General features: G+C 63.2%; 29 protein-coding genes and 1 tRNA gene. 14 read left to right on the forward strand and 16 right to left on the reverse strand.

What is annotated here, in order from left to right:
- Nucleotides 1–128 precede the first annotated feature (128 nt).
- Nucleotides 129–665 carry an EipA family protein gene (locus tag YU3_RS0104125; protein WP_245273438.1) on the reverse strand — a complete coding sequence of 179 codons (537 nt, stop codon included), beginning with the start codon at nucleotides 663–665 and terminating at the stop codon, nucleotides 129–131.
- 386 nt (nucleotides 666–1,051) lie between these two features.
- Between YU3_RS0104125 and YU3_RS0104130 the strand changes: the two genes are divergently transcribed.
- Both YU3_RS0104130 and YU3_RS0104135 read left to right on the forward strand, forming a co-directional pair.
- A complete protein-coding gene (locus YU3_RS0104130; protein ID WP_027165052.1) occupies nucleotides 1,052–1,681 on the forward strand; it encodes a histidine phosphotransferase family protein in 630 nt (209 codons plus the stop codon).
- 231 nt (nucleotides 1,682–1,912) lie between these two features.
- On the forward strand, nucleotides 1,913–2,281 hold the full coding sequence (locus YU3_RS0104135) for a response regulator (RefSeq protein WP_027165053.1): 369 nt from the start codon (nucleotides 1,913–1,915) through the stop codon (nucleotides 2,279–2,281).
- A 68-nt stretch (nucleotides 2,282–2,349) separates the two neighbouring features.
- Here YU3_RS0104135 and ctrA read toward each other — a convergent pair whose 3' ends face one another.
- Nucleotides 2,350–3,045 (reverse strand): cell cycle two-component system response regulator CtrA, encoded by a 696-nt coding sequence (gene ctrA, locus YU3_RS0104140; protein WP_006203583.1) that lies wholly within the window; start codon nucleotides 3,043–3,045, stop codon nucleotides 2,350–2,352.
- Between the two features lie 449 nt (nucleotides 3,046–3,494).
- Between ctrA and YU3_RS0104145 the strand changes: the two genes are divergently transcribed.
- On the forward strand, nucleotides 3,495–3,872 hold the full coding sequence (locus YU3_RS0104145) for a flagellar export protein FliJ (RefSeq protein WP_027165054.1): 378 nt from the start codon (nucleotides 3,495–3,497) through the stop codon (nucleotides 3,870–3,872).
- A gap of 95 nt (nucleotides 3,873–3,967) precedes the next feature.
- On the opposite strand, the gene YU3_RS0104150 is transcribed toward YU3_RS0104145, so the two are convergent.
- Nucleotides 3,968–4,366: a helix-turn-helix domain-containing protein gene (locus YU3_RS0104150; protein ID WP_027165055.1), complete on the reverse strand. Its 399-nt coding sequence runs from the start codon at nucleotides 4,364–4,366 to the stop codon at nucleotides 3,968–3,970.
- A gap of 90 nt (nucleotides 4,367–4,456) precedes the next feature.
- On the opposite strand from YU3_RS0104150, the gene YU3_RS0104155 reads away from it, so the two are divergent.
- Entirely contained in the window at nucleotides 4,457–5,383 is a 927-nt protein-coding gene (locus YU3_RS0104155; RefSeq protein WP_027165056.1) for an NADP-dependent oxidoreductase, read from the forward strand.
- Between the two features lie 65 nt (nucleotides 5,384–5,448).
- Here YU3_RS0104155 and YU3_RS0104160 read toward each other — a convergent pair whose 3' ends face one another.
- The gene (locus YU3_RS0104160; RefSeq protein WP_006203587.1) at nucleotides 5,449–5,724 is read right to left on the reverse strand and encodes a DUF1153 domain-containing protein; all 276 of its coding nucleotides are present in this window, start codon (nucleotides 5,722–5,724) and stop codon (nucleotides 5,449–5,451) included.
- Between the two features lie 253 nt (nucleotides 5,725–5,977).
- Between YU3_RS0104160 and mnmA the strand changes: the two genes are divergently transcribed.
- Nucleotides 5,978–7,168 carry a tRNA 2-thiouridine(34) synthase MnmA gene (gene mnmA / locus YU3_RS0104165; RefSeq protein ID WP_027165057.1) on the forward strand — a complete coding sequence of 397 codons (1,191 nt, stop codon included), beginning with the start codon at nucleotides 5,978–5,980 and terminating at the stop codon, nucleotides 7,166–7,168.
- A gap of 58 nt (nucleotides 7,169–7,226) precedes the next feature.
- On the opposite strand, the gene YU3_RS0104170 is transcribed toward mnmA, so the two are convergent.
- Entirely contained in the window at nucleotides 7,227–8,192 is a 966-nt protein-coding gene (locus YU3_RS0104170) for a Gfo/Idh/MocA family oxidoreductase (protein WP_027165058.1), read from the reverse strand.
- Nucleotides 8,193–8,445: 253 nt separating this feature from the next.
- On the opposite strand from YU3_RS0104170, the gene YU3_RS0104175 reads away from it, so the two are divergent.
- Nucleotides 8,446–8,522: transfer RNA gene (locus YU3_RS0104175), tRNA-Met, on the forward strand.
- Between the two features lie 258 nt (nucleotides 8,523–8,780).
- Here YU3_RS0104175 and YU3_RS0104180 read toward each other — a convergent pair.
- From YU3_RS0104180 to YU3_RS0104200, 5 genes are read right to left on the reverse strand one after another with little or no spacing between them, the layout of a single operon-like run.
- Nucleotides 8,781–9,122: a YnfA family protein gene (locus YU3_RS0104180; RefSeq protein WP_027165059.1), complete on the reverse strand. Its 342-nt coding sequence runs from the start codon at nucleotides 9,120–9,122 to the stop codon at nucleotides 8,781–8,783.
- 14 nt (nucleotides 9,123–9,136) lie between these two features.
- Nucleotides 9,137–9,844, reverse strand: a complete 708-nt coding sequence (locus tag YU3_RS0104185; protein ID WP_027165060.1) for a cytochrome c biogenesis CcdA family protein — start codon at nucleotides 9,842–9,844, stop codon at nucleotides 9,137–9,139.
- A 1-nt stretch (nucleotide 9,845) separates the two neighbouring features.
- Entirely contained in the window at nucleotides 9,846–10,235 is a 390-nt protein-coding gene (locus YU3_RS0104190) for a thioredoxin family protein (RefSeq protein ID WP_027165061.1), read from the reverse strand.
- 1 nt (nucleotide 10,236) lies between these two features.
- Nucleotides 10,237–10,857: a hypothetical protein gene (locus tag YU3_RS41595; RefSeq protein ID WP_245273416.1), complete on the reverse strand. Its 621-nt coding sequence runs from the start codon at nucleotides 10,855–10,857 to the stop codon at nucleotides 10,237–10,239.
- Complete coding sequence (locus tag YU3_RS0104200; protein ID WP_156913349.1) at nucleotides 10,854–11,417, reverse strand: hypothetical protein; 564 nt, start codon at nucleotides 11,415–11,417, stop codon at nucleotides 10,854–10,856. Before YU3_RS0104200 ends, YU3_RS41595 begins: the two co-directional genes overlap by 4 nt.
- Nucleotides 11,418–11,492: 75 nt before the next feature.
- Here YU3_RS0104200 and YU3_RS0104205 point away from each other — a divergent pair, with 75 nt between their 5' ends.
- A complete protein-coding gene (locus YU3_RS0104205; RefSeq protein WP_027165064.1) occupies nucleotides 11,493–11,939 on the forward strand; it encodes a helix-turn-helix domain-containing protein in 447 nt (148 codons plus the stop codon).
- A gap of 25 nt (nucleotides 11,940–11,964) precedes the next feature.
- On the opposite strand, the gene YU3_RS0104210 is transcribed toward YU3_RS0104205, so the two are convergent.
- The 5 genes from YU3_RS0104210 to YU3_RS0104230 form a co-directional block, all read right to left on the reverse strand.
- Complete coding sequence (locus YU3_RS0104210) at nucleotides 11,965–12,747, reverse strand: sulfite exporter TauE/SafE family protein (protein ID WP_036257870.1); 783 nt, start codon at nucleotides 12,745–12,747, stop codon at nucleotides 11,965–11,967.
- Nucleotides 12,748–12,829: 82 nt separating this feature from the next.
- On the reverse strand, nucleotides 12,830–13,411 hold the full coding sequence (locus YU3_RS0104215) for a cation transporter (RefSeq protein ID WP_027165066.1): 582 nt from the start codon (nucleotides 13,409–13,411) through the stop codon (nucleotides 12,830–12,832).
- 322 nt (nucleotides 13,412–13,733) lie between these two features.
- A complete protein-coding gene (locus YU3_RS0104220) occupies nucleotides 13,734–14,495 on the reverse strand; it encodes an SDR family NAD(P)-dependent oxidoreductase (protein ID WP_245273417.1) in 762 nt (253 codons plus the stop codon).
- A gap of 45 nt (nucleotides 14,496–14,540) precedes the next feature.
- Entirely contained in the window at nucleotides 14,541–15,311 is a 771-nt protein-coding gene (locus tag YU3_RS0104225; RefSeq protein ID WP_027165068.1) for an SDR family oxidoreductase, read from the reverse strand.
- A 129-nt stretch (nucleotides 15,312–15,440) separates the two neighbouring features.
- Entirely contained in the window at nucleotides 15,441–16,274 is an 834-nt protein-coding gene (locus tag YU3_RS0104230; protein WP_027165069.1) for a GNAT family N-acetyltransferase, read from the reverse strand.
- Between the two features lie 259 nt (nucleotides 16,275–16,533).
- On the opposite strand from YU3_RS0104230, the gene YU3_RS0104235 reads away from it, so the two are divergent.
- Nucleotides 16,534–17,409, forward strand: a complete 876-nt coding sequence (locus YU3_RS0104235; RefSeq protein WP_036257873.1) for a hypothetical protein — start codon at nucleotides 16,534–16,536, stop codon at nucleotides 17,407–17,409.
- Nucleotides 17,410–17,420: 11 nt separating this feature from the next.
- On the opposite strand, the gene YU3_RS0104240 is transcribed toward YU3_RS0104235, so the two are convergent.
- A complete protein-coding gene (locus tag YU3_RS0104240) occupies nucleotides 17,421–18,623 on the reverse strand; it encodes an ROK family transcriptional regulator (RefSeq protein ID WP_027165071.1) in 1,203 nt (400 codons plus the stop codon).
- Nucleotides 18,624–18,846: 223 nt separating this feature from the next.
- Here YU3_RS0104240 and YU3_RS0104245 point away from each other — a divergent pair, with 223 nt between their 5' ends.
- From YU3_RS0104245 to ugpC, 6 genes are all read left to right on the forward strand, one after another.
- Entirely contained in the window at nucleotides 18,847–20,085 is a 1,239-nt protein-coding gene (locus YU3_RS0104245; RefSeq protein ID WP_027165072.1) for an extracellular solute-binding protein, read from the forward strand.
- A gap of 86 nt (nucleotides 20,086–20,171) precedes the next feature.
- Complete coding sequence (locus tag YU3_RS0104250; RefSeq protein ID WP_027165073.1) at nucleotides 20,172–21,056, forward strand: sugar ABC transporter permease; 885 nt, start codon at nucleotides 20,172–20,174, stop codon at nucleotides 21,054–21,056.
- Nucleotides 21,056–21,901: a carbohydrate ABC transporter permease gene (locus YU3_RS0104255; protein WP_027165074.1), complete on the forward strand. Its 846-nt coding sequence runs from the start codon at nucleotides 21,056–21,058 to the stop codon at nucleotides 21,899–21,901. The genes YU3_RS0104250 and YU3_RS0104255 overlap by 1 nt, the downstream gene beginning before the upstream one ends.
- Complete coding sequence (locus YU3_RS0104260; RefSeq protein WP_027165075.1) at nucleotides 21,898–22,920, forward strand: SIS domain-containing protein; 1,023 nt, start codon at nucleotides 21,898–21,900, stop codon at nucleotides 22,918–22,920. Before YU3_RS0104255 ends, YU3_RS0104260 begins: the two co-directional genes overlap by 4 nt.
- Nucleotides 22,920–23,858, forward strand: coding sequence for a PfkB family carbohydrate kinase (locus YU3_RS0104265; protein ID WP_027165076.1), 939 nt, complete (start codon nucleotides 22,920–22,922; stop codon nucleotides 23,856–23,858). The genes YU3_RS0104260 and YU3_RS0104265 overlap by 1 nt, the downstream gene beginning before the upstream one ends.
- Complete coding sequence (gene ugpC / locus YU3_RS0104270; RefSeq protein WP_027165077.1) at nucleotides 23,845–24,918, forward strand: sn-glycerol-3-phosphate ABC transporter ATP-binding protein UgpC; 1,074 nt, start codon at nucleotides 23,845–23,847, stop codon at nucleotides 24,916–24,918. The genes YU3_RS0104265 and ugpC overlap by 14 nt, the downstream gene beginning before the upstream one ends.
- The last annotated feature ends 22 nt before the right edge of the window (nucleotides 24,919–24,940 follow it).

The raw sequence follows: 24,940 nt of genomic DNA on the forward strand, positions 1-24,940 counted from the left end.
CTATCCACTTTACGGAGCGGCAATCGCTGGATTGTGTCATCTTGGCATGGCGGAAATTCAACGCCGCGGCAAGAGCTTGCCGCGGCGCGATCAGCACTGTCCGAGCGATTGCAACGGGCAGAACCCGATCAGAACGGGTTCCAGGTCGGTCTCTCGGTGAGCTTCAGATAGCCGAGATTGACGCCGAGACGGGCGCCGACGCCGGTACGGATCGGCACGATCAGCACGCGGTTGCTCTGCAACACGTTGAAGCCGACGCCCGCAATGACATAGGCGGAGCCGGCAACGCCGCCGAAGCGGTTATAGAGGCTGCCGATGTCGTCGAGGTTATAGACCAGCATCATCACCCGCGATCCCTCGCCGCCGAAATCCCAGCCGAGCGACGGACCTTGCCAGAACACCTTATGGTCGCCGGCGTTCTTGGTGTAGAGCGTCCCCTCGCCATAGGTCAGGCCGCCGATCAAGGCGCCGGAACCTTCCTCGCCCAGCAGGTAGCCGTTGGGCAGCCCGTAGGAGGCAAAGATCTTCTCGACGACTGTTGCCAGCCCCCCGGACGTCTCGCCGAAGAATTTATGACCGGAATCGACGATCTCCTGGGCGGTGTACTGTTGAGCCCTTGACGCCGCGGTCGAAAGGACAAGAGCCCCCAGGAGTGTTATGGTCATGGTGAGGACACGGACGAACGTCCGGTCGTAGTATCGGGAAAACATGCTTCCAATCTCCGTCAGGGAGCACTTTCGCCGACGCCTCGCACCCCTGCGGCTCTTGGCGGCCGTTCAAAGTGGCTATCACGGGCAAACTATGCCGTAATCCTTTTTCAACCATTAAGCTCTCACAGGAAGATGGCGGTTCGAAGGCTGCGCTTTCGCCCCGGAGACGGGTTTTCCCCCCGTGAACACACCATTTTCGCCATCGACAATTTGGGATTTGTTGATGCGCGCTCGGGCGCTGTGTATTCAGAAAGTCTTGGAAAAGAGCGTGATTCGCGTGGAGGGGGGCGCGAAGACGGTCGCTCGGCCATGAACAAGAGATTTAAGCAGGGATTTCACCGATGGCCGAGCTCTTTACCCTTTCCGCGCCCGATCTCGCGGCGCTGCTCTGCAGCCGTGTCTGCCACGACATCATTTCGCCGGTCGGCGCAATCAACAACGGCCTGGAACTGCTCGACGAAGGCGGCGCCGACGAAGACGCCATGAAGCTCATTCGCCAGAGCGCCAAAAACGCCTCGGCGCGACTGCAGTTTGCCCGCATCGCCTTCGGCGCCGCGGGTTCCGCCGGCATGATGATCGACACCGGCGATGCCGAGGCCGTGGCCATCGCCTTCTTGAAGAACGAAAAGCCGGAACTGGTATGGAACGGCCCCCGCGCGCTTTTACCCAAGAACAAGGTCAAGCTGCTGCTCAACCTCATTCTTGTCGCTCACGCGGCCATCCCGCGCGGCGGCAGGCTGGTGATCACGCTGGAAAATCTCGAAACCGAACCGCGTTTTTCGCTGTCGGCCAGCGGTCCGATGCTGCGTGTGCCGCCGAAATTCCTCGAACTGCATTCCGGACACAAGCCGGAAGAGCCGATCGACGCCCATTCGGTCCAGCCCTATTACACGCTGCTTCTGGCGCGCGAGGCCAATATGACGATCTCGATCCACGCGACCGCCGACGAGATCGTGCTCACGGCTGCATAATATCAAGAAACGACAAAGTATCGCCTGTTGCTGATATTTGTGCCGACAGCACGGGCGCAGCAATGTTTGCGTCCATTGCCGTAACGGCGCCACGGCCCAAAACGGCGCGGCATGCCTCTTTGGAAAAACTTTACCTAACGGCTTTTCGGCTTCTTTACCAGATTGGGCCTATGGTGCTTTCCGGTTACCCGGAGGTTTGCCGGTTCGGCAGATGGCAAAGAGGACCCGGACATGAAACGCTGCCTGTTCGTCGATGATTCGAGCGTCATCAGGAAGGTCGCAAGACGCATTCTTGGCGGCTCGGACATAATTGTCATCGAGGCGTCGACCGGAGTCGAGGCCGCGGAAATCTGCGCCAGCGACATGCCGGATGTCATCGTCATCGATGGCGGACTGACCGACGTCCGGGCCGTGGACCTTATTCGCCGCATTCGTGCTATCGAAGCTCCCACCAAGCCGCAGATCCTGGTCTCGCTGGTCGAGGTCGATGTCGCGGCGATCATGCGCGCCAAGCGCGCCGGCGCTCAAGGCTATCTGCTGAAGCCCTTCAACCGTGAGCAACTGCTCGAAAGCTTCCGAGTCCTGAAGATAGCCGCCTGATTCGCCGGAAGCGTTTCAAACAAAAAACCCGGCCTGAGCCGGGTTTTTCTTTGAAATCATCAGGTCGCTCAGGCGCTGACGCGGATATCTTCCGGTTCGCGCAGCACGTAACCACGGCCCCACACCGTCTCGATGTAGTTCTGGCCACCGGACGCCGCGTCGAGCTTCTTGCGAAGCTTGCAGATGAAGACGTCGATGATCTTCAGCTCGGGCTCATCCATGCCGCCATAAAGGTGGTTGAGGAACATTTCCTTGGTGAGCGTGGTGCCTTTGCGCAGCGAGAGCAGCTCCAGCATCTGGTATTCCTTGCCGGTCAGGTGCACGCGCTGGCCACCGACCTCGACCGTCTTGGCGTCGAGATTGACCACCAGGTCGCCGGTGGTGATGACCGACTGGGCATGGCCCTTGGAACGGCGCACGATCGCATGGATGCGCGCCACCAGTTCGTCCTTGTGGAACGGCTTGGTCATATAGTCGTCGGCGCCGAAGCCGAGGCCCCGCACCTTGTCCTCGATGCCGGCCATGCCGGAGAGGATCAGGATCGGCGTCTTGACCTTGGAGAGGCGCAGCGTGCGCAGGACTTCATAGCCCGACATATCGGGGAGGTTGAGGTCCAGAAGGATGATGTCGTAATCGTAGAGCTTGCCGAGGTCGACACCTTCTTCGCCGAGATCGGTCGTATAGACGTTGAAGCTTTCCGATTTCAGCATCAGTTCGATGCTTTGTGCGGTTGCACTGTCATCTTCAATCAGCAGAACACGCATTTCATTCCCCTTTTCTGCTGCCGGACCGTGTTACGACCCGTCCGGGACCCGGAGCAGTGATTGCCTGAACAGAAGGTGCCACCGACTGGTTAACAAATCCTAATTTCGTGCCATCCACGATACCAGATTTTTTAACCCCTTTCTACACCCACTTGAATCTAATAACGAATCACAGACCAAAATCGCTAATGCACCACATTAAAAAGTCAGTCTAAGTGACTCCAGAGACTCGCTGGCCCGGGCTTCCCGCCGCTGCCGGAATTTTTACCCGGCCTTAAGTCCTCGCCCGTATGATTAACAATGCCCGTAAACGAATGGTTACCGCCGGCAAAAATCTTTAGGGCTTTGTTTCCCATAGCCCGGGGAAAGCCGGTGGAAACGGGCAGCGCTTGGGTCGTTCCGGGCGGATTGAACGGTATTGCAGTTGTGCGTTTGCGGAGTATCGAGTCATGAAGTCACGTGAAAACCTCGTTCGGCTGAAGCAGTTTCAGGTGAATGAGAAGCGGCGGCAGCTCTTGCAGCTGGACATGATGATCGCCGAGTTCGAACGCATGGCCGTCGAGCTGGAAGCGCAGATCATCGCCGAAGAGAAAAAAGCCGGCATCACCGACATCAACCATTTCGCCTATCCGACCTTCGCCAAGGCGGCGCGCCTGCGCCGCGACAATCTCAGGAATTCACAAAGCGACCTCGCCCAGCAGCGCAGCACTGCCGAATCATTACTCGGCGAAGCTGAAGCGGAGCTGTCCAAGGCGGAGATGCTGGAATCGCGGGACACCAAGATCCGTGAGACCGAAACAGGCGGCCGCAGCGCCATGATCGGCTGATCCGGCCAGGTCCCGGTATCATCGGCGCCTCCGCGCAACGCGTCACGCGATGGCCCGAACGGCTCCGGCCGAATTTGCCGCGGAAGACCGCTGGTCTAAGCGACCAGTTCCCCTTCATTTGTGGCAACCGCCCTGGAACGGGCATCCTTGATCTCAGGTGCATGCTGCTCGGCCCATGACCTGATCTGGGTGAGCAGTCCCGCCAGATTCTGGCCGAGCTCGGTCAGTTCATATTCGACGCGTGGCGGAACGACCGGATAAACCTGTCGCCGCACTAGGCCGTCACGCTCCAGCACCCGCAATGTCTGCGTCAGCATTTTCGGCGTGATGCCTTCGAGCCTGCGGGCAAGCTCGCCATTGCGCTTCCGGCCTTGGCGCAGCGCGCAAACCACCAGATAGACCCATTTGCTGGCCAGCATCTCGAGCACGGTGTGCGACGGACATGTCCGCCGGAATGCGTCATAGCCTAGGCAAGAGTTTTCTTCACTATCCATGAGGTACCTATATATACAAAAGGTACATACTAGACAATGGGATATTACTATCCAAATGATAGTGGCACATCCACCCAACAGGAGGCGTTCATGCGTGCCGTTATCCAGACTTCCGTCGGCGGACCCGACGTTCTTTTCGTGGCCGAACGGCCAGACCCCTCACCCAAGCCGGGTGAAGTGCTGATCCGTGTCAAGGCGACGGGCATCAACCCGGTCGATGGCGCCGTGCGCGGCGGTTTCTACCCGCTGCTCGGCGAGCCGCCATTCATTCTGGGCTGGGACATTTCGGGGACCGTCGCGGCGCTCGGCGCCGGCGTGACCGCCTTCAAAGTCGGGGACGACGTGTTCGGCATGCCGCGCTTTCCCAAACAGGCTGGAGCCTATGCCGAACTCGCCGCGGCGGCGGCGGATGAGATCGCCGCGAAGCCTGCCGCCATTGACCATGCGCATGCCGCGGCGTTGCCGCTGGCTGGCCTGACGGCCTGGCAGGGCCTCTTCCGCCACGGCGGCCTGCAGGCGGGACAACGCGTATTGATCCATGCCGGTGCCGGCGGCGTCGGCCATCTGGCGGTGCAGATCGCCAAGGCGCGCGGCGCCTATGTCATTGCCACAGTCAGCCCGGACAAGCTCGATTTCGTTCGCTCGCTCGGCGCCGACGAGGTGATCGACTACACCAAGGACGATTTCACCCGGAAGGTCGGCAAGGTCGATCTGGTGCTGGATCCGATCGGCGGCGACCATGCCGACCAGTCGCTGGAAATACTGCGTGATAGCGGCGTTCTGGTGTCGCTGCTCAACGTTCACGACGCCACCAGGGCGAAGGCCAGCGCGCGCGGCGTCCGCGTCGAGCGCATGTCCGTGGTGCCCGATCGCGAGGGCCTTGTCGAACTCGCCAAGCTCGTCGATGCCGGGAAGCTCACGCCACACGTGGCCAAGACCTTCCCGCTCGATCAGGCGGGAGCTGCCCACGCCTTCCTCGCCACGCGGCCGATCGGCAAGGTTGTGCTGACGGCCTGAGGCTTCTGCAAAAAGCGAAAAGGGCGCGGAATTCCGCGCCCTTTTCTGTTTTGCGGCTATCCGGCCTAGTGCCTGTATTGCTGGATCCGCGTGGTGCGCAGCCCGGCAAGGCCGTATTCGTCGATCGATGCCTGCCAGGAGAGAAATTCTTCGGTGGTGAGCTTGTAACGCTGGCAGGCTTCCTCGAGGCTGAGCAGGCCGCCGCGTACCGCAGCAACCACCTCCGCCTTGCGCCGGATAACCCAGCGCCTGGTGTTGGTCGGCGGCAGATCGGCGATGGTAAGAGGGCTGCCGTCGGGCCCAATAACATACTTGACTCTAGGTCTAACCAGATCGGTCATCGTACTCTCTACTAAAAACTCAAAGACCCAATCCCCGCCACCGTACCGCCACAGCTTTAAAAATTGCCTAAGCGAACCCTAATCACTAGGTAAGGATCGTGAACGCCCGGTTAGGATTCCGTTTAGAATTTGAAACACCGGCCTCCAGGCCCTGATTTTGCCGATCACCCGTCCTGGGCCGCAAGCTGGCGCATACGTGGCGCTTGACCTATATTCCAGCCATTGGCATTGAGCGCCGCACAGTGAAAGCATCATGAACAGCCTCGATCTCCCCGGCCGCCCCGAAGAAACCCGCGTCGTCGTCGCGATGTCGGGCGGTGTCGATTCGTCGGTGGTTGCCGGCATCCTGAAGCGCGAGGGCTATGACGTCGTCGGCGTGACGCTGCAGCTTTACGACCACGGCGCGGCCACCCACCGCGCCGGCTCCTGCTGCGCCGGGCAGGACATCGACGATGCCCGCCGCGTCTCGGAAACGCTCGGCATCCCGCATTACGTGCTCGACTACGAGGAGCGCTTCCGCAAGGCGGTCATCGATCCGTTCGCCGAGAGCTATGTCGCCGGCGAGACGCCCATCCCTTGCGTTTCCTGCAACCAGACGGTGAAGTTCGCCGATCTGCTTGCGACCGCCAAGGATCTCGGCGCCGACGCTTTGGCCACCGGCCACTATATCCGCTCGCGCGCCAATGGCGCGCATCGTGCGCTCTACCGGCCGGTCGACGCCGACCGCGACCAGAGCTATTTCCTGTTCGCCACCACGCAGGCGCAGATCGATTACCTGCGCTTTCCGCTCGGCGGCCTGTCGAAGCCGCAGGTCCGCGCCATTGCCGAGGAAATGGGGCTGAGCGTCGCCGCCAAGCAGGACAGCCAGGACATCTGCTTCGTGCCGCAGGGCAAATATTCCGACATCATTGCCAAGCTGAAGCCTGCGGCCGCCAATCCCGGCGACATCGTCCACATCGACGGTCGCGTGCTCGGTCGCCACGAAGGCATCCTGCGCTACACGATCGGCCAGCGCCGCGGCATTGGCATCGCCTCCGGCGAGCCGCTCTATGTCGTTCATCTCGACGCTGACCGGGCGCGAGTCATCGTTGGCCCGCGCGAGGCGCTGGAGACGCACAAGATCTACCTGCGCAACATGAACTGGCTCGGCGAGGGACCGCTGTCCGGCATTCCGGCCGGCGGGATCGAGCTCTTCGCCAAAGTCCGTTCGACCAGGCCGCCGCGCCCCGCAGTGCTGCATCACCGCGACGGCGTGACTTCGGTCGAGCTGGCCGACGGCGAATCGGGCATCGCCCCCGGACAGGCCTGCGTGCTCTATTGCGACGACGGCAACGACGCGCGGGTGTTCGGTGGCGGCTTCATCGAGCGCTCGGAACGAGGCGCCGAGGCCGAAGCCATGCTGTCAAGGCTAGCGGCAAGGCCGGCCCAAATTCCCGCCGAGTAAGACCCCACTTCCGTCAGCCCGGCGTTTTCAGGCGGATTGAGGCTGTTTCGGTGCAGCCTCAGGCGGACGAACCGGTATGGATCACCGTGCCGGCGGTCAGGATGCGCAGCACCCGGATCGCTTCCTCGCCGTCGGTGCGCGGTTCGGCGCGCGTCTCGATGCATTGCATGAAATGGGCAAGTTCGCGCGTCAGCGGCATGCCCTCGCCGACCGGCACGTAGGAAGGCTCGTTGGCGGTGAAGGCCCACTGGCCACTGTCCTGCCAGACCGCGTGGCGGTAGACGGCAAGCTTGCGCTCCCAGGGCTCGACGTCGTCGAACACCGCCATCGCCTTGGTGCCGACCACCGTCAGCCGCCGCTCGCGATAGGGATTGAGGCGCGAGGCGAAGAGATGGCTGCGCAGGCCGTTCGGGAAGCGCATATGCAGATGCGCGAAGTCGCTGAGGTTGTCGAGCAGCGCCGCCCCCTCGCCTCTGACCTCGATCGGCTCGGTGCCGGTGATGGCGAGGATCATCGACAGGTCGTGCGGCGCCAGATCCCAGAGCGCATCGTTTTCGGTATGGAACTTGCCAAGGCCGAGCCGGTGCGAATGGATGTAGCGCACCTCGCCGAGCTCGCCATTGTCGATCAGCGCCTTCAGCGTCTCGAAGGCGGGATGGAAGCGCAGCACATGGCCGACCATGAAGACACGGCCATTGTCCTTTGCCGCCTTCACCGCGCGTTCGGCGTCCGCGACCGTCAGCGCGATCGGCTTTTCGACCAGCACGTCCTTGCCGCTTTCGACTGCGCGCACCGCGGTGTCGGCATGGAATTGCGGCGGCAGCGCCATGACGATGGCGTCGATGTCGGCTCGCTCGAACAGCTTGTCCGGCTCGATCGCCAGGCAGTCCTGCTCGCTGGCGAAGCCTTCGGCACGAGCGCGGTTGGCATCGGAAACGGCATGGAGCGCGCCAAGCGCCTTGAGGGTGCGGATGTGGTTGCTGCCCCAGTATCCGCAACCGAGGACGGCGATGCGCGGCTTCATTCGCTCAAACTCTAGAATTTCATGGCCGAGACATAGCGATCTGCCCCGCCGAACTCAACCCCGGGACATGAGCTGAGTGCCTGCCCGGCAAAGCTTGTCCGGGATGAGATTATGCTGGCCGGATTATGCCGGCACTTCGGCCGCTTCCAAGCTTGACAGGCTCACCCTCCCAACCTTATATCCGCGCGACCTTGGCGAACGCCTTGAAACACCCATCCCATTCAGGGCGGTTTTTCGAGCCATTTGCCACCCTGGCGGGGTAGCTCAGTTGGTTAGAGCACGGGAATCATAATCCTGGGGTCGGGGGTTCAAGTCCCTCTCCCGCTACCATCATCGCCACGTAACCATCTGATATTAATATATTTTTTTGGCGGAAGGGTTGGAGGGATACCTACCCAGGTAATCCTGATTCTCCTTAGCTTGTTGATAATAAAAGGCATTTTGTCTCGGGGGTTCAAAACCCCACCGCTACCATACGAGCCTGCCGCGTCCTTGGCCGCGAGCTTCAGGCCCCTTGACGGTCGTTTGGTAGAGGAAGATCGGCCTGCGGCGCCAGAATGCGCGCCCCGAGCAGCCAAGGAAGCGTTGTTAAGGTTCAACACGTGGCCCAAAAAGGATCACTGCAACGGCCACCAACGCGATTACGCCGCCTAAAACGTCCCAGGCATCCGGCCGATGTCCTTCGGCGACCCACAGCCAGAGCAGCGACGCGACGATGTAGATGCCACCATAGCTGGCGTAGGCGCGGCCGGCATAGTTACTCGGCACCAGCGTCAGCAGATAGGCGAACAGCACAAGTGAGGCGAGCCCTGGGGCCAGCCACAGGATCGATTTCCCCTGCCTCAGCCAAATCCAGAAGGCAAAACAACCGGCGATCTCGGCGAGCGCGGCCGCTGCGAACGTCAGGAAGGAGCTGAGGAGGATGGGCATGCCGTCCGAACTTGTCACAGGCTCGTGGTGATGGCCACCAGCCAATCCGGCAAAGCCCGTTCAAGGCCGATTTGTATCGTGCGGTCGAACCCCGACAGCGTCATAACACCGGCCACGACCAGCAGCGCACCGAGGGCCATTTTGACACCGCTGGACGCGCCGAGCATCCGACCCCGCCAGCGTTGCAACGCTTCGCGAGACATCAGAGCAAGAGCCAGCAGTGGCAATGATGTGCCGATGCCGAATGCCAGCATTGTCAGCACCACCATGCCGAGATTTTGACCTCGCGCGGCCATGATCGAAGCGGCACCTAGTGTCGGCCCGACGCAGGGCGTCCATACCGCGCCGAGCAGCATCCCAACGCCGAATTGACCCGAGATGCCGGAGGTCGAGAAACCACCGAAGCGGTTTTGCGTCCAGTTGCTCACCGGGCCGGCGGCTGTGGCAAACTGGGTCTGGAAGCGCGGGACGAGCAGCGCAGCGCCAACCAATATCAACAGCACAGCCGCGGCCGATCGAAACACCGTCATGTCAAGGCCGATTGAAAAGCCGATGGTGGCGACGAACACTCCTATTGCGGTGAAGGAGATGGCGACGCCGGCGGCCAGGGCCAACGGTGCCAGTCGATGTTCGGCCACCGCCCCGGTCAGCACGACCGGCAGCAGCGGCAGTACACAGGGTGAAAGGATCGACAGGACGCCGGCAAGCAGGGCAAGCAGCATGTTACAGGGCCTCGCGCAGCAGCGCTTCGATGACCGCCGGGTCGGTTTGGCCGGTTTGTCGGTCGACCTCCTTGCCACCCTTAAAGACGATCATCGTGCTCTGCATCTGCACGCGGTAGCGAGCCAGGATTTCCTTTTGCGTGTCGAAGTCGACATCGAACTTCTTCATGTTCTTAAAGTCCGGCGAGGCCAGCAGCGCCGCCACGATCGGCTTTTGCGCCTGACAGGTTTCGCACCATGGCGCAGTGATGTGGACCATCACCGGAACGCCGGCCTTGAGCGCTTCGTCGAAGCCAGGAATGGTTTCGTCGCCATTGTGGGCCAGCGCTGGCCACGCAGCGGCAACAGTACCGGCAGCAGCCGAAAGCATCAGAAAGTGACGACGTTGCATGCTATGCAGTCTCCTTGAGGTTGGATGCAGCGAGTTCGGGGGCGAAGTGGTCGAACAAGAGGTCGGCCGCTTCGGCCGCTGCCTGTGGTGCGGTAATGTTCAGGATCACACCGCGAGAATTGCTCTTCAGGTCAAAGGTTAGGAACGCGCAGCAGGTTTGCTCCTTGCGCATCAGATTTCTGACCTCTTCCAGTGCTTCCGGCCCATAGGTGAGTTTGAGTGACAGCGGCGTACGCTCGGTGTGGTGAAGCGACCGGCGAGCCAACGCGCGAATGCCAGCAACTCGCTCCTTGAAATCAGAGGCGCCAAGAGTGCAAGCGATGGACAGGGCATCACTCGCATCGTTCTCAACCGCAGAGGCGCAAGACGGGCCACAGCCGCACTCGCCTTGTGCCATCAATGATTGAAACGTCGCGTTGGGCGCGGCCTTCCGGCGCGAGAGAAGATAAAGCCCACCGGCGGCGACAACCACCAAAGCCAGGCCAAGCTGGCCGATCAATGCCAAGCCGGCACCGCTGGCCGCGATGGCGGCGACAATCGGCGGCGCAATCAGGGGCGCGCAGCAGGCCGCGCAGGCTACCAGAAAAAGGCCGAAGCCTGTGGTCGTCTTGTCAACATTCATTGCGTATTTCTCCCTGTTGCCGGGCCGGCGTGAGTGGAAGCGGCCTGCCAGGCCAAAACGGCGAGGATGACGACCGCAGCATGAGCGAAGGCTGTCAGCGCTGCCAGGCTCGCCACGCTTGCGTTGGCCCGAGCGAGTTGCAGGAAGACCTCGCGGCCATCGAGAATTGCCGCAGCACCAGCCAGCAGAATGGCCAGCAAGAGGGTCGCTTTGCCAAGCTTCAGAACGGCGGCGGCGAGCATGATCGAAACGCCGACGAACCCCCATACCAGCCAAGGGGTTTCGAGGTTGATACCAAGGATCGTTTGCTCGGCGTGACCGTCCGTTTCGCCGACGTCGGCGCTGTCACCACCCTGTTTCGCAGGAGAACTCTCGGCCGCTTCATCATGGCCGCCCTGTTCCTGGGACTCGGCCGCTTCGTCGTGCGCGGCCATGCCCGCGGGCTCCCGATGCCCGCTCCCTTCCATCAAGACAGCTGCGGCGAAGAGAAGCGCCGAGATCGCCAGCATGGCCGACGTCCAACGGACGAGGGCGACACGATTTGCGAAAAAGCCCATCAACAAAATCTTCCTTTCGCATCAGTATGAAGATACCGTACTCCTTCAAGTAACTTGAGGTTCAAGGAGTATTTTGCGATGAACCTTCACGTCCGCGTGTTCACCATCGGCACGCTCGCCAAGGCTACCGGCGTCACGACGCCGACCATCCGCTATTACGAAGAGATTGGTTTGCTGCCTCCCGCATCACGCACGGCGGGCGGACAACGCAGCTATGATGACAACGATTTGGGGCGGCTGACATTCATCAAGCAATGTCGGGACTTCGGCTTCGGCATCGATCAGGTGCGCGTGCTGCTGGACCTATCGATCAGCACTGACCGCGATTGTGTCGAGACGCGCGACATCGCCCAGGTGCATCTTGACGACGTGCGCCAGAAACTCGCCGAACTGCGGTTGCTCGAACGACGGCTGGAGAGCTTTGTGACGCGCTGCAACGTCGCCTGTGCCGGCGGTCCCGGCCAAGACTGTGTGATTTTCAAGGATATGGCGGCGCCCACCAAAGCCGGCGGCTGCTGCGGCTGACAACCCAGCCGTCCACGGGAATCGGTTAGCCGTGCCTCCAAATCTTCACGGCCGAAATCACCAGGATCGCAGCTAGGGCCGGCAGCAGGAAGGGGCTCGGCACCACACCAAGCAGCAGGCCTCCGATGAGCGTGCCGACGATGGAGCCCGTCGCCATGACGAGCAAGAAGGTCTTGTTGCGACCAAGGACAGAAAAGCTCTGGTCCCGGCTATAACGGGTGAAGCCAACGAGCATGGTCGGCAAGCTTACCGCGAGGGAGAGGCTTCCTGCCAGCTTGATATCGGCGCCGAACAGCAGCACCAAGGTCGGGATCAACAGCTCACCCCCAGCTACCCCGAGCAGCGACGCCACGACGCCGATGACGAACCCGGCGGCAATGCCTGCCACCGCCTGCGCAGCCCCGTTCAAAAGGGGTGCGCCGGACCTCGCATCGTGGCCGAACATCAGAACCGCGGCGATCACGACAAGAAGCACGGCGATCACGCGGTAGAGATTGCCCGACTTGAGGCGCGTTGCCCATCCTGCCCCGAGCCAAGCCCCGAGCAGGCTTCCCGCCAGCAGGTTCAAAATTATGGTCCAATGCGCAGCGATTTCAGAGAACGGCACCGTGCGGGCGCGGAAGGGCAGTGCAGATGCCACCACTACGAGACTCATGGCCTTGTTGAGGATGATGGCTTCCAGCGCCGCAAATCGAAACGCCCCGATCAGGAGCGGCAAACGAAATTCTGCACCGCCAAGACCGATCAATCCGCCCAGTGCGCCAATGATCGTCCCGCCACCAAATGCCAACGCCTTGTTTTGTGCCATGCGCAATCCCACCGTTTTTCGGCAACATGGCATAAGCCGCAATATTCGACCATACATATCGGTTGAGGCATGAAAGCGCGAATTACGCTTCGGCCCGGTGTTCCTCTCGTGCCGCTTCCCACACTTCGCGCGCCGCATCCGCGTTCATCCCTGCGATGCCCAGCCCCACGATCAGATCCGGCCACGCCGATTGCCACAACAAGGCCGTCACCAGGCCGGCAGCAATAATGGCGATGTTGGCGATAGCGTCATTGCGGGCCGACAGGAACGCCGCCTTCGTGAGGCTACCGCCATGATGACGGTACGCGGCGAGCATGTAGGCACAGGAGAGGTTGACGGCGAGAGCGCCGAGTCCCGCCAAGGTCAAGGCAATCGGCTGCGGCGGCACCGGCATGTTGAACTTCTCCCACGCCGTCCAGAGCGTTGCCAGGCCGGGCACGAGCAAGATGAGCGCCAGTGCCATCCCCGCCCGTGCGCGAGAGCGCAACGACCAGCCGAGTGCGAGCAGGATAAGGAGATTTACGGAGGCATCTTCCAGAAAATCGATGCTGTCGGCGAATAGAGACACCGACCCGATGGTGAGCGCTACGGCGAACTCGATCCCGAAGTAGGCGAGGTTGAGCAGCGCGACGATGAGGACGATGCGACGGAGTGCTAGATTCATCGTCTGAAAGTACCCGAGGTCAGAGCATCGAGCTACCGGTTCCGCAGTGTGTGGAACCACCCCGTTTTCCCAACACTCGGCGGAGATAGCATCTGACCAGCAATTCGAGACCCTGTGGCACCCCAATTGAATGTCGGCTTCGGCGAAAGGAATTGGGATCTCTTCAGGTCAGATTTGCCGTGGACCGGTGCCATGTCACGACTCGGGTCGCTTCGCGTTACGCGCGGCAGCGAAGTGCGAAATGCGGCGAGGCAGAGTGGGGGGAAAGGCGGTAGCGCTCTCCCGCTACCATCTCCCCACATTTTTGCTTTCGCGCTCGCGGTCATCCCTTGCGTTCCTGCAGGATGTTGCCGCCATCCACGACGAGAACGGCGCCGTTGACATAACTGGCTGCGTCGGATGCCAGAAACAGCACGGCCGCTGCGACTTCCCCGGGGCTGCCGGCGCGCCCAAGCGGCGTGTTGCGGGCAGCGCCGAGTTCCTCCGGCGTCGAGGCGCCGGTCGCGATCCAGCCCGGCGCCACGGCGTTGACCGTGACGCCGCTGCGGCCGACCTCGAGGGCAAGCGCGTGCGTCAGCCCGATCATGCCGGCCTTGGCCGCGGAATAAGCCGCCTCGCCTTCATTGGAGACGTAAGGCCCGGTCACCGAGGCCATGTTGACGACGCGCCCATGGCCGCGCTGCACCATGCCGGCCAAAAATCCGCGCGTGCTCAAGAACGCGGTTTTCAGGCTGACATCGATGCCGCGGTCCCAATCGCTTTCGCTGAGATCGAGAAACCGCCGCTGCAATGCCGGCTGGCCAACAGTGCCCATCCCGGCATTGTTGACGAGTACGTCGATTTCGCCCGCCTCGGAGCGTAAACGCTCGACATCGCCCGCGCGCGTCAGGTCGGCCACGAAAGCGCGGACATCCAGCCCATCCGCCCGCAGTTCCTCTGCCCGTTGCCCGACGCGCGCGGACGAAGCGGTGATGACGACCGAAAGACCGGCCTCGCCCAGCGCCCGCGCTGTCGCGATGCCGATGCCGTCGGCAGCCCCCGCGCCGGTCACCAGCGCCTTGCGGGATTTGCGAAACACCATCATTTCCTCTCCACGACGCAAGTGCCGCCATTCCGGCGCGGCAATCGGTCAGTAGCCGGCACTGACGCCGAAATCGATCGAAAGCGCGGCCCCGGTGATCGGCGCCGCGTCCGGTTGGCAAAGATAGTGGATGAAGGACGCAATCTCTTCCACCTGAATGAACCTTGCCCTGTCGCCTTGCGGATAGTGCCCCAGAAGCCGGCGTTTGTAGCCGTCGGGATCGCCTGCGCCATAAGTCCTGGCCTGATATTCGATCATCGGCGTTGCCGTGTCGCCGGGACAGACGGCATTGACCCTGATGCCTTGCGGGGCGAGTTCGAGGGCAAGGGCCTTGGTCAGCAGCACCAGGCCGCCCTTCGAGGCGCAATAGACGGCTGCCCCGTTGTTGCCGACGATGCCGGCGTCGGACGCGATGTTGACGATCACGCCTTGCGCCGCCGACAGATGGGGGATGGCCGCCGAGATCAGGAAGAACGCTCCTTTGAGATTGACGTCCAGCACCAGGTCCCACTGGTCTTCCTCGACCCCGTTTGCGGGTCCCTCGAGCCAAACGCCCGCGGCGTTGACGAGAATGTCGATTGAGCCACCCCAGTTCCTGGCCCTGCTCACCACGTCGCGGCAGGCAGCGACGGAGCGGATATCGAGCGGCAAACCGATCGCATCCGCTCCGGTCGCGGCGATCTTCGCCACGGCGGCGTCGAGCTTGGGGCCGGGAAGATCGGCAAGCGCGATCCGCTCGCCGTCGGCCGCAAGGCGCAGTCCGGTCGCAAGGCCCATGCCCCCGGCGCCACCGGCGATCAGAACCGTCCTGCCAGCCATCCGATAACCTCCACGAAACGCCGCGCCGGGCACAGGCAACCATGCCCCCAAATCACGTCATCGGGCCATGTCGCATGGACCAGCCAGGCAAAACAATGGTCTCGGCAGCCTCTGGCGTGCCGCCGGCGTTCAGCCCAACTCCAGCGTCGTGATGCCGAAAACCATCGACCGGACGTTGCCGGGCTTGCCGCTCTTGTACATGCGTGTCGTCGTGAAGCCCGCAGCCATCCCGGCGGCCTGAAGCATGGCGGTGAATTGAACCTGGCTGGCCGGCACGTCGATATGCAATGCCTCATTGCCGATCCTGCCTGAGAACTCCGCCACCAACGCCAGGGCATGGTCCGTCCCGTCCGCGAACAGCGGCCCGACCTTGAAACCTTCGCGGCACCGGCGCGCGACGCCATAGCCGGCGATGCCGGCTGATCCGGCGGAGAGCAGCGCGATCCGGGGCTGCCGCAGCCACTCCCGAAGGAAGGCGTCCCGCGGCGCCGGGAAGCACTGACGATCGTATGCGAGTATTCCGGCCGTGTCGGCGGCCGTCACGGGTTGTATGTCGCCACCGTCGGGCAATCCCGCGGGGCGACCGCTGTAGCGGACGGTCTCATAGACAGGCACGAAGCCCATGCGCTGGTAGTTGGCCCGTTGCTCGGCCACCCCGTCGAGACCGATGATGCGGTCGCCGAGGCGCGCCATGCCGGCGTCCCACACCGCCTTGCCATGGCCTTCGCCACGCCGGTCTGGCCGGCAGATATAGAGGCCGATGAAACCGAAACTCGGGCCGTATGCGACAGCCGAAATACCGGCCACCATCTCACCGCCGACGAAGGCGCCGATGAACCCCTCCGGATCGGCCGTCCGTAGCGCCGCGGCATCGCCGATACCTGGATTCCAGCCCTCTATTGCCGCCCAGTCGACGAGCGTTTCCACTTCGCTGGCGGTCAGCGTCCGGATTGTTCTCGGCATCGTTTCACTCTGTCGGCGGCGGGGGCGCCATGGTCAGGCATCAGCCGTCAGGATAGGCCGCCATCGGCGGACTGCAAGGCTGCGGAGCCCGACCATCGGAACGTTGTCGACCGGCGCGTTTGCTGTGCTGGCTTTGGTCGCAACAACGCGGCCTGCGGCAACTCTTTCGCCTTTGTTCCAATGAACAACTGGACACAACCGGCGAAGACTGGGAATCTTCTTTTGTCGTTGCTTGGAATCGCATGGAGTGCCACAGGAAATGCCGCTGAGTCCCGCAGAGATCGCCCGTCATCCGGCAGCGCTTCGCGGTGTCCAGGAACAGTCGCGCGCGCTCATTCATATTTACGAAACAAGTCCGCGGCTGGCCGCCGTCTTTGCCACCCAGCAGCGTTGGCTGCTCGGTCATGTCGGCCTTGCCCTGCATTTCCGGCGTGATCCCAATGACCGCCGCACCGAAATGACGATCGCGCGCTTCATCGAGGTCGTGCGCCGCAATTCCGTCGCCAGCCGCAACACCGCCGAAGCCTTCGTCAAGGAGATGCTGCATTACAACATCGCCGAATATATTTCGGTCAGCGGTGATGGCCGTGCCCACCCCTTGCGGGTCACTCAGGGCACCATCGAGACCTTCACCGGCTGGATCCATGCGCATCTGAGAACGCTGGACCAGATAGACAGCGGAAGCCGGCTGGCGACCTTTCTCGATCGACCCGACATGCTGCCCACATTGCAGCCGCTGATCGCCGACGGATTGCTGACCTGCCAGGACGTGCGGGAACCAAGTCAGACCTTCTCGTTATTTATCTGGCTGAATAACGGCGGCATCGTCATGGACTGGCTGATGTCGGGTGTCGATCCGGAGGACGCTCATCTCGACCGGATACCGACCAGCGTCATCTCGGTCAGTGAATTCGCGCACTGGCTGAAGCTCTCGCGCACCCATCTGGCGCGCAAACTCCATGACGCCGAGACGCTCGGCAGCATCGGCTGGGTCGGCCAGCGCGGCCATTCCGTGATGTGGGTCTCGCGGCAGTTCTTCGACGAATACATGGCCGTTCAGGCGTCCAAGCTCGCGGTCGTCGACGAGGCCTTCGACGCGGCCTTTGCAGCCAGCACGACGCCCGGGACCCGTTGACTTGCGCTTTCCTACCCGGCCTTGAGAATAGCGGAAAAACGCGGATCGAAGGCCCGGCTGATCGGCTCGGCCGCGGCGCCCACGGCGATCGCCCAGGGGTCGGTGGTGCCGAGTTGCAGGCGTGGCAGGCGCCGAACGGGGCGATCCGCAATCGATGGCAGCAGCGGATGCATGGCCTGGAGCAGAAGCCGGGCCAGCGCCTCGGGTGCGCTGCTGGTCAGGATGACCGTTTGCGGATCGAAGATCGTTTCGATCAGATGCACGCTCCAGCGCAGGTCGGAGGCCGCTCTTTCGACCCAGCCCATGACCCTTGGGTCTTGCGCAAGCGACAGCGCGCCAAGCTTCTCGTAAAGCCCTTTCTCGGTGGGGTCGACGCCGAGATGCTGGTAGAGCGAGGCGAGCGAGGCACGGTGCTCCAACGGCGTAGAGCCTGGACCGGCCGGCGAAAGCAGCGCCATGCCGACCTCGCCCGCATTGCCGTTGCCGCCGCTATAGAGTTCGCCGTTGAGGATCAGCCCGGCGGCTATGCCATAACCGACATAAAGACAGACGGCGTGGTCGACGCCATGCGCTGCGCCGACGATCCGCTCCGCCGTCGCACAGGCAGCCGCATCGTTCTGCAGGCCGACATCAAGCCCGGTACCGGCCGCAAGCGCCTCCACCAGCGGAAATTGCTGCCAGGCCGGCATCATCCATTTGTTGTCGGGGTTCTTCAGCCCGAACGGCCCCGGCATGGCGACGCCCAGTCCAACCAGCCGCCGCTCCGACTGGGCAAACAAAGAAGCCAGTTCGCGCCTGACGCGGTCGACGAGGCCGAGGATGATCTTGACGCCCGCCGATGGCTCGTCGAACGGCAGCCCCGCCTCGGCGCGGGCGATCACTTTGCCGACAAGGTCGACCACCACGACGCGCGTCAGATGCCGGTCGATCTGCAGGCCGATGGCGAAGGCGCCCTCGGGGACCAGCCGGTAGGGCGTGAAAGGCTGCCCCCTGCCCTTGCGCACCGCGTCCAGCGCCACGACCAGGCCATCCTGCTCGAGATCCTCGATGATGTTGGAAACCGCCTGCTTGGTAAGCTGCGTCGCCCGCGCCAGGTCGGCGCGCGAAAGCGCGCCGTTGAGCCGCAGCGCCTCGATCATGACGCGGCGGTTATGCGCGCTCGTGCCTTCCTGGTTGGTGCCGCTTTTGGCACGGATCGGACTGATGTCGTGCACTGTCGTTTCCCCTCTTGACTCCATTAAAAGATTGATCGACTAATTAAGTCAAGCGAATTGACTTAATAGGTGAAACCCAGGCGGTTCGACAAAAAGACGGCAGATGCCTCGAGCTCTCGCCGCACGCCGTTCGGGACAGATCCGGTCACACGCGAGGCGCATTCGAGGAAGCGGCACAGCCTTCGCCGCCCACTCGCAGCTGTCGAAAATGGGAGAAAGACAAATGCTGAAATCGATCGGTAAGACACTTCTGGGTGCGGTGTTCGTTGGCGGACTCTTCGTCCCTCACGCCTTCGCCGAAACCACCTTGAACGCGCTCTTCATGGCGCAGGCGGCCTATAGCGAAGCCGACGTGCGCTCGATGACGGAAGCCTTCACCAAGGCCAACCCTGACATCAAGGTCAATCTCGAATTCGTTCCTTATGAAGGCCTGCACGACAAGACGGTGCTCGCGCAAGGGTCGGGCGGCGGCTACGATGTGGTCCTGTTCGACGTCATCTGGCCGGCCGAATACGCGACCAATAAGGTGCTGGTCGACGTATCGTCAAAGATCACCGACGACATGAAGAAGGGCGTGCTGCCCGGCGCCTGGACCACCGTTCAGTATGACGGCAAGTACTATGGCATGCCGTGGATCCTCGACACCAAATACCTGTTCTACAACAAGGAAATCCTGGAGAAGGCCGGCATCAAGGCGCCGCCGAAGACCTGGGAAGAGCTTGGCGAGCAGGCCAAGGCCATCCAGGACAAGGGCCTGCTGAAGACCCCCATCGCCTGGAGCTGGTCGCAGGCCGAAGCCGCGATCTGCGACTACACGACCCTGGTCAGCGCCTATGGCGGCGACTTCCTCAAGGACGGCAAGCCGGACTTCCAGAACGGCGGCGGCCTGTCGGCGCTGAAATACATGGTCGACAGCTACAAGTCGGGCCTCACCAACCCGAATTCCAAGGAATTCCTCGAAGAGGATGTCCGCAAGGTATTCGAGAACGGCGATGCCGCCTTCGCGCTGAACTGGACCTACATGTACAACATGGCCAACGATCCGAAGGACTCCAAGGTCGCCGGCAAGGTCGGCGTCGTGCCGGCGCCGGGCGTTGCCGGCACCAGCGAGGTTTCGGCTGTGAACGGCTCGATGGGCCTCGGCATCACGGCGGTGTCGAAGCATCAGGACGAAGCCTGGAAATACATCGAGTTCATGACCTCGCAGGCAACGCAGAACCAGTATGCCAAGCTCTCGCTGCCGATCTGGGCCTCGTCCTATGACGATCCGGCCGTCACCAAGGGTCAGGAAGAGCTGATCGCCGCCGCCAAGCTTGGTCTCGCCGCCATGTATCCGCGCCCTACCACGCCGAAATACCAGCAGCTGTCGACGGCGCTGCAGCAGGCGATCCAGGAATCGCTGCTCGGCCAGACGACGCCGGAAGACGCGCTCAAGAGCGCCGCCGAAAACAGCGGCCTCTGATCTCGGTTTCTCGACGCACGGGCGGCCTCATCCACGAGCGCCGCCCGTGCCATTTCTGACCGGATGAAGGAAGAGAGGCGCCTCTGATGTCAGGCACCTGGATGACGCTTCGCGCGTGGCTGTTGATGCTGCCACTGCTGGTGATCATGGTCGCCGTCATCGGCTGGCCATTGGTCGATACCGTCAGGCTTTCCTTCACCGACGCCCAGCTGGTCGGAACGGCGGGCAACTACGTCGGCTTCGACAACTATACCAAAATGCTGACGAGCTCGAATTTCACCCGCACGCTCTCGACCACCACCTGGTTCGCGGTCGTCTCGGTCGCCGCCGAGATGGTGCTCGGCGTTCTTGCGGCACTTCTGCTCAACCAGGAATTTCGCGGCCGCGCCGTGCTGCGCGGGCTGATGATCCTGCCCTGGGCGTTGCCCACCGTCGTCAACGCGACGCTATGGCGGCTGATCTACAATCCCGAATATGGCGCGCTCAATGCCGCGCTGACGCAGCTCAATATCATTGGCGACTACCGCTCATGGCTGGGCGAGCCCGGCACGGCGCTTGCCGCGCTGATCGTCGCCGATTGCTGGAAGAATTTTCCGCTCGTGGCGCTGATCGCGCTCGCCGCGCTGCAGGCGGTGCCGCGCGACATAACCGCCGCGGCGCTTGTCGATGGCGCCGGCCCGTTCAACCGCTTCCGCTTTGTCATCCTGCCTTATCTCGCCGGGCCGCTGATGGTGGCGCTGGTGCTGCGCACCATCGAGGCGTTCAAGGTCTTCGACATCATCTGGGTGATGACCCGCGGCGGCCCGGCCAACAGCACGCGCTCGCTGTCGATCCTCGTCTATCAGGAGGCCTTCTCTTTCCAGCGGGCCGGCTCCGGCGCCTCGCTGGCGCTGATCGTCACCTTGCTCGTCACCGTGCTTGCGGTCGCCTACGCGACGCTGGTCCGCAAGACCGCCGGGAGCGCGACCTGATGGAACGCAAGGGCCCGGTCTTCAGCGCTTTCATCTATGTCTGCGCCATCCTGCTCGCCGCCGTGATCCTGGCGCCGCTCGCCTGGCTGTTCGTCATGAGCATATCGCCGGCGGCCGATCTCGCCGCCAAGCCGCTGCGCTGGTGGCCGCAAGTGGCCGACTTCTCCCGTTACGCGCAGCTTTTGTCGACGGTCGAGAACAGTGCCGGCGCCGCCTTCACCGCATCGCTGCGCAATAGCCTGGAAGTCGCCGGCATGGCGACGCTCGCCGCAGTCGTGCTTGCCGTGCCCGCCGGCTGGGCCGTCTCGCGCACGCCTTCGATCGGCTGGTCGCTGTCGATGGTGATCGCCACCTACATGCTGCCGCCGGTGGCGCTCTCCGTGCCGCTTTATATGGGCCTGTCCTATCTCGGCCTGCTCAACAATGTCTTCGGCCTGGCGCTGATCTATCTGACCATCCTCGCGCCCTTCACCACGTGGCTGATGAAATCGGGATTCGATTCCATCCCGCGCGAGATAGAGGCCGCCGCCATGATCGACGGAGCGGGACTGTTCCAGACCTGGCGCATCATCACCTTGCCGCTGGCGGCACCCGTGGTGGCGACATCGGCGCTGTTTGCCGTGCTGCTTGCCTGGGACGAATTCTTCTACGCCTTGCTTTTCACCTCGGACCAGCGGGCAAAGACGCTGACGGTCGCCATCGCCGATCTCGCCGGCGGCCGCGTTTCCGACTACGGACTGATCGCCACCGCCGGTGTGCTTGCGGCCCTGCCGCCGGTGATGATCGGCCTCGTCATGCAACGCGCGCTGATCTCGGGTCTCACCAGCGGCGGCGTGAAAGGATAATGATGACTGCAGAAAAGAGACGCCCGGCAGGCCTTGTCGCGATCGACCGCGAGATGGCGCGCCAGCATGAGGACGCGCTTGCCTCGTTCGAGAGCAATCGGGAGGTGGCTGCCAAGGTCGCCACCTCGATAAGGCGCAACGGCAGGCTCGTCCTGCTCGGCATGGGCGCCTCGCATGCCGTCGCCCGCGCTGTCGAGCCGCTCTATCGCGCGCACGGCATCGATGCCATCGCGCTGCCGCTTTCGGAACAACTCGGCCAGCCGCTGCCGCTCGTCGGCAAGACGGTGATTGTCACCTCGCAGTCCGGCGAAAGCGCCGAAGTGTTGCGCTGGTTTGCCGAGACCGCCGATCACGCCGAGACCTTCGGGCTGACGCTGGAGGCAGGCTCGTTCCTGGGTCGGACTGTGCCTTGCCTCGTCGGCGCCGGCGGTACCGAGCTCGCCTTTGCCGCGACCCGCAGCCTGACCGTGACCTTCGCTCTGCATCTCGCCATCCTGGCCGCGCTGGGCGACGATCCCGACGCCGCGCTTGCTGCGCTTGAAGTGCCGGAGACGGTTGCGATCGACGCAGCGCTTGCGGCCCTCGCCAACGTGGCGACCGTGGTCACATCCGGCCGCAGCCTTCAAGGTGTGGCTGAAGCATTGGCGCTCGGCCTCACGGAACTGTCGCGCCTGCCCTGCTACTCCCTCGAGGGCGGCCAGCTTCGCCATGGGCCGATGGAGATGCTCAGCGAAAGAATCGGCATCGTCCTCTTCCGCGGTGACGATCCGACATCCGACCTCGTCACCGCCATGGCCGCCTCGGTCGTAGAGGCCGGCGCGCGGCTCATTGTCTTCGATGCCTCCGGCAAACCGGAAGTCGCAGGCGCCGTCACATTGAGGTTCAAGCCCGCCTCCGGGCTCGCTGCGATCTTTGCCATGCTGCCGGTGGCGCAGCGCCTGATGATCGCCTTCGCCGATTCCCGCGTCGAGAATGCCGGCACGCCGGTGCGCACCACCAAGATCACGCGGAGCGAATGATGCGGCCGCTTGCGGTGATCGGCAACGTCAATGTCGACCTGATCGTCGGGCCGGTCGCGCCCTGGCCAAAAGCAGGCACCGAGACCGTCGTCGACCATGACGACCTGCGGGTCGGCGGCCAGGCCGGCAACACGGCGCTGGCCTGGCAGGCGCTGGGCATCGATTTCGACATCGCCGCCAATCTCGGTGACGACCAGTTTGGCCGCTGGCTGCGGGAAGCCTTCGGAGGCCGCGCGCGAAAATGGCCGGTTCGTCCCGAAGGCACGACATTGTCGGTCGGCATGACCCATCCCGATGGCGAGCGCACCTTCTTCACCACGCGCGGCCACCTGCCCCGCTTCAGCCTGGGTGACGTGCTCTCCGTGCTCGATGGAAAACGGCTTTCCGGCGGCCATGCGCTGCTCTGCGGCTCTTTCCTCACCGAGGACCTGACGCGCGACTACGACGCTTTCTTCGACTGGGCCGATGCGCATGGCATCGCCGTCGCGCTCGACACCGGCTGGCCGATCGACGGCTGGACGGAAGCGAACTGCGCCGCGGCGCGCGGCTGGCTGTCGCGCTGCGAACTGGCCCTCTTCAACGAGGTCGAGACGACCACGCTGGCCGGCCTGGTAATCCCGGCGGAAGCGGCGCGCAGGATCCGCGACGGCATGAAGGATGGAGCGACGGTCGTCGTCAAACGCGGCCCGGACGGCGCGATAGCCATCGGCGCCGACGGCGATCTCATTGAGGCGACAGCCCCGCGCGTTGCTGTCGTCGACACGATCGGCGCCGGCGACGTCTTCAACGCAGCCTTCCTGGCTGCACTGGCACAAGGCCGGCCGCTGAAGGACTGCCTGTCCGCCGCCATCCGGGTGGCGTCGCGCGCCATCTCAACCTTGCCCCGCGACTATGGCGGGCCGATCCAGTTCGAGGATGCCGTTCATGAGCGCGCTTGAAATCCGCGATGTCCGCAAGAACTACGGCAGCGTCGAGACGCTGAAAGGCATCGACATCGCGCTCGAAAACGGCGAGTTCCTGGTGCTGCTCGGCTCGTCGGGCTGCGGCAAGTCGACCCTGCTCAACATCATCGCGGGTCTCGCCGAGGCAACCAGCGGCGACGTGCTGATCGGCGGCCGGTCGGTGCTTGGCGTACATCCGAAGAACCGCGACATCGCCATGGTCTTCCAGTCCTACGCGCTCTATCCGAACCTGACCGTTCACCGCAACATCGGCTTCGGTCTGGAGATGCGCAAGGTTCCTGGCGTCGAGCGCGACAAGGCGGTGCGCGAGGCGGCGAGGCTCTTGCAGATCGAGAACCTGCTCGACCGCAAGCCCGGCCAGCTGTCCGGCGGCCAACGCCAGCGCGTCGCCATCGGCCGGGCGCTGGTGCGCAAGCCGCAGGTCTTCCTGTTCGACGAGCCGCTGTCCAACCTCGACGCCAAGCTGCGCCTCGAAATGCGCACGGAATTGAAGCGCCTGCACGAGATGCTGCGCACCACGGTCGTCTATGTCACGCACGACCAGATCGAGGCGATGACGCTGGCGACCCGCATCGCCGTCATGCGCGACGGCCGCATCGAGCAACTCGGCACGCCGCAGGAGATCTACAATCACCCGGCGACGCTCTATGTCGCGGGCTTCGTCGGCGCGCCGGCGATGAACATGCTGGAAGCGGTTGTCGAGGACGGCACGCTCGCGATAGCCGGCACCGATGCGCGGCTGGCGCTGCCGGCACGCTACGCAAATGCGGCCCGTGGCGGCGCCCGGGTCATTGTCGGCGTAAGGCCGGAAGCGCTCCGCCTCGATCCGGACGGTGGCGACCTGTCGCTGCCGGTCGAGATCGACGTCGTCGAACTGACCGGCCCCGAGCAGGTCACCACCGCCCGAATCGGCACGCAAAGGCTGACGGCAACGCTGCCGCCGCAAGCCCGCGTCGCCAAGGGCCAGCCATGCGCGTTTGCCTTCGACGCGGACACGCTGCGTCTTTTCGATCCGGCGACCGGCAAGGCTTTCTGAGAAACGGCGCCGCTTTGGCGGC

The sequence above is a fragment of the Mesorhizobium sp. WSM3224 genome (genome assembly GCF_000427725.1).
Classification (GTDB): Bacteria; Pseudomonadota; Alphaproteobacteria; order Rhizobiales; family Rhizobiaceae; genus Mesorhizobium.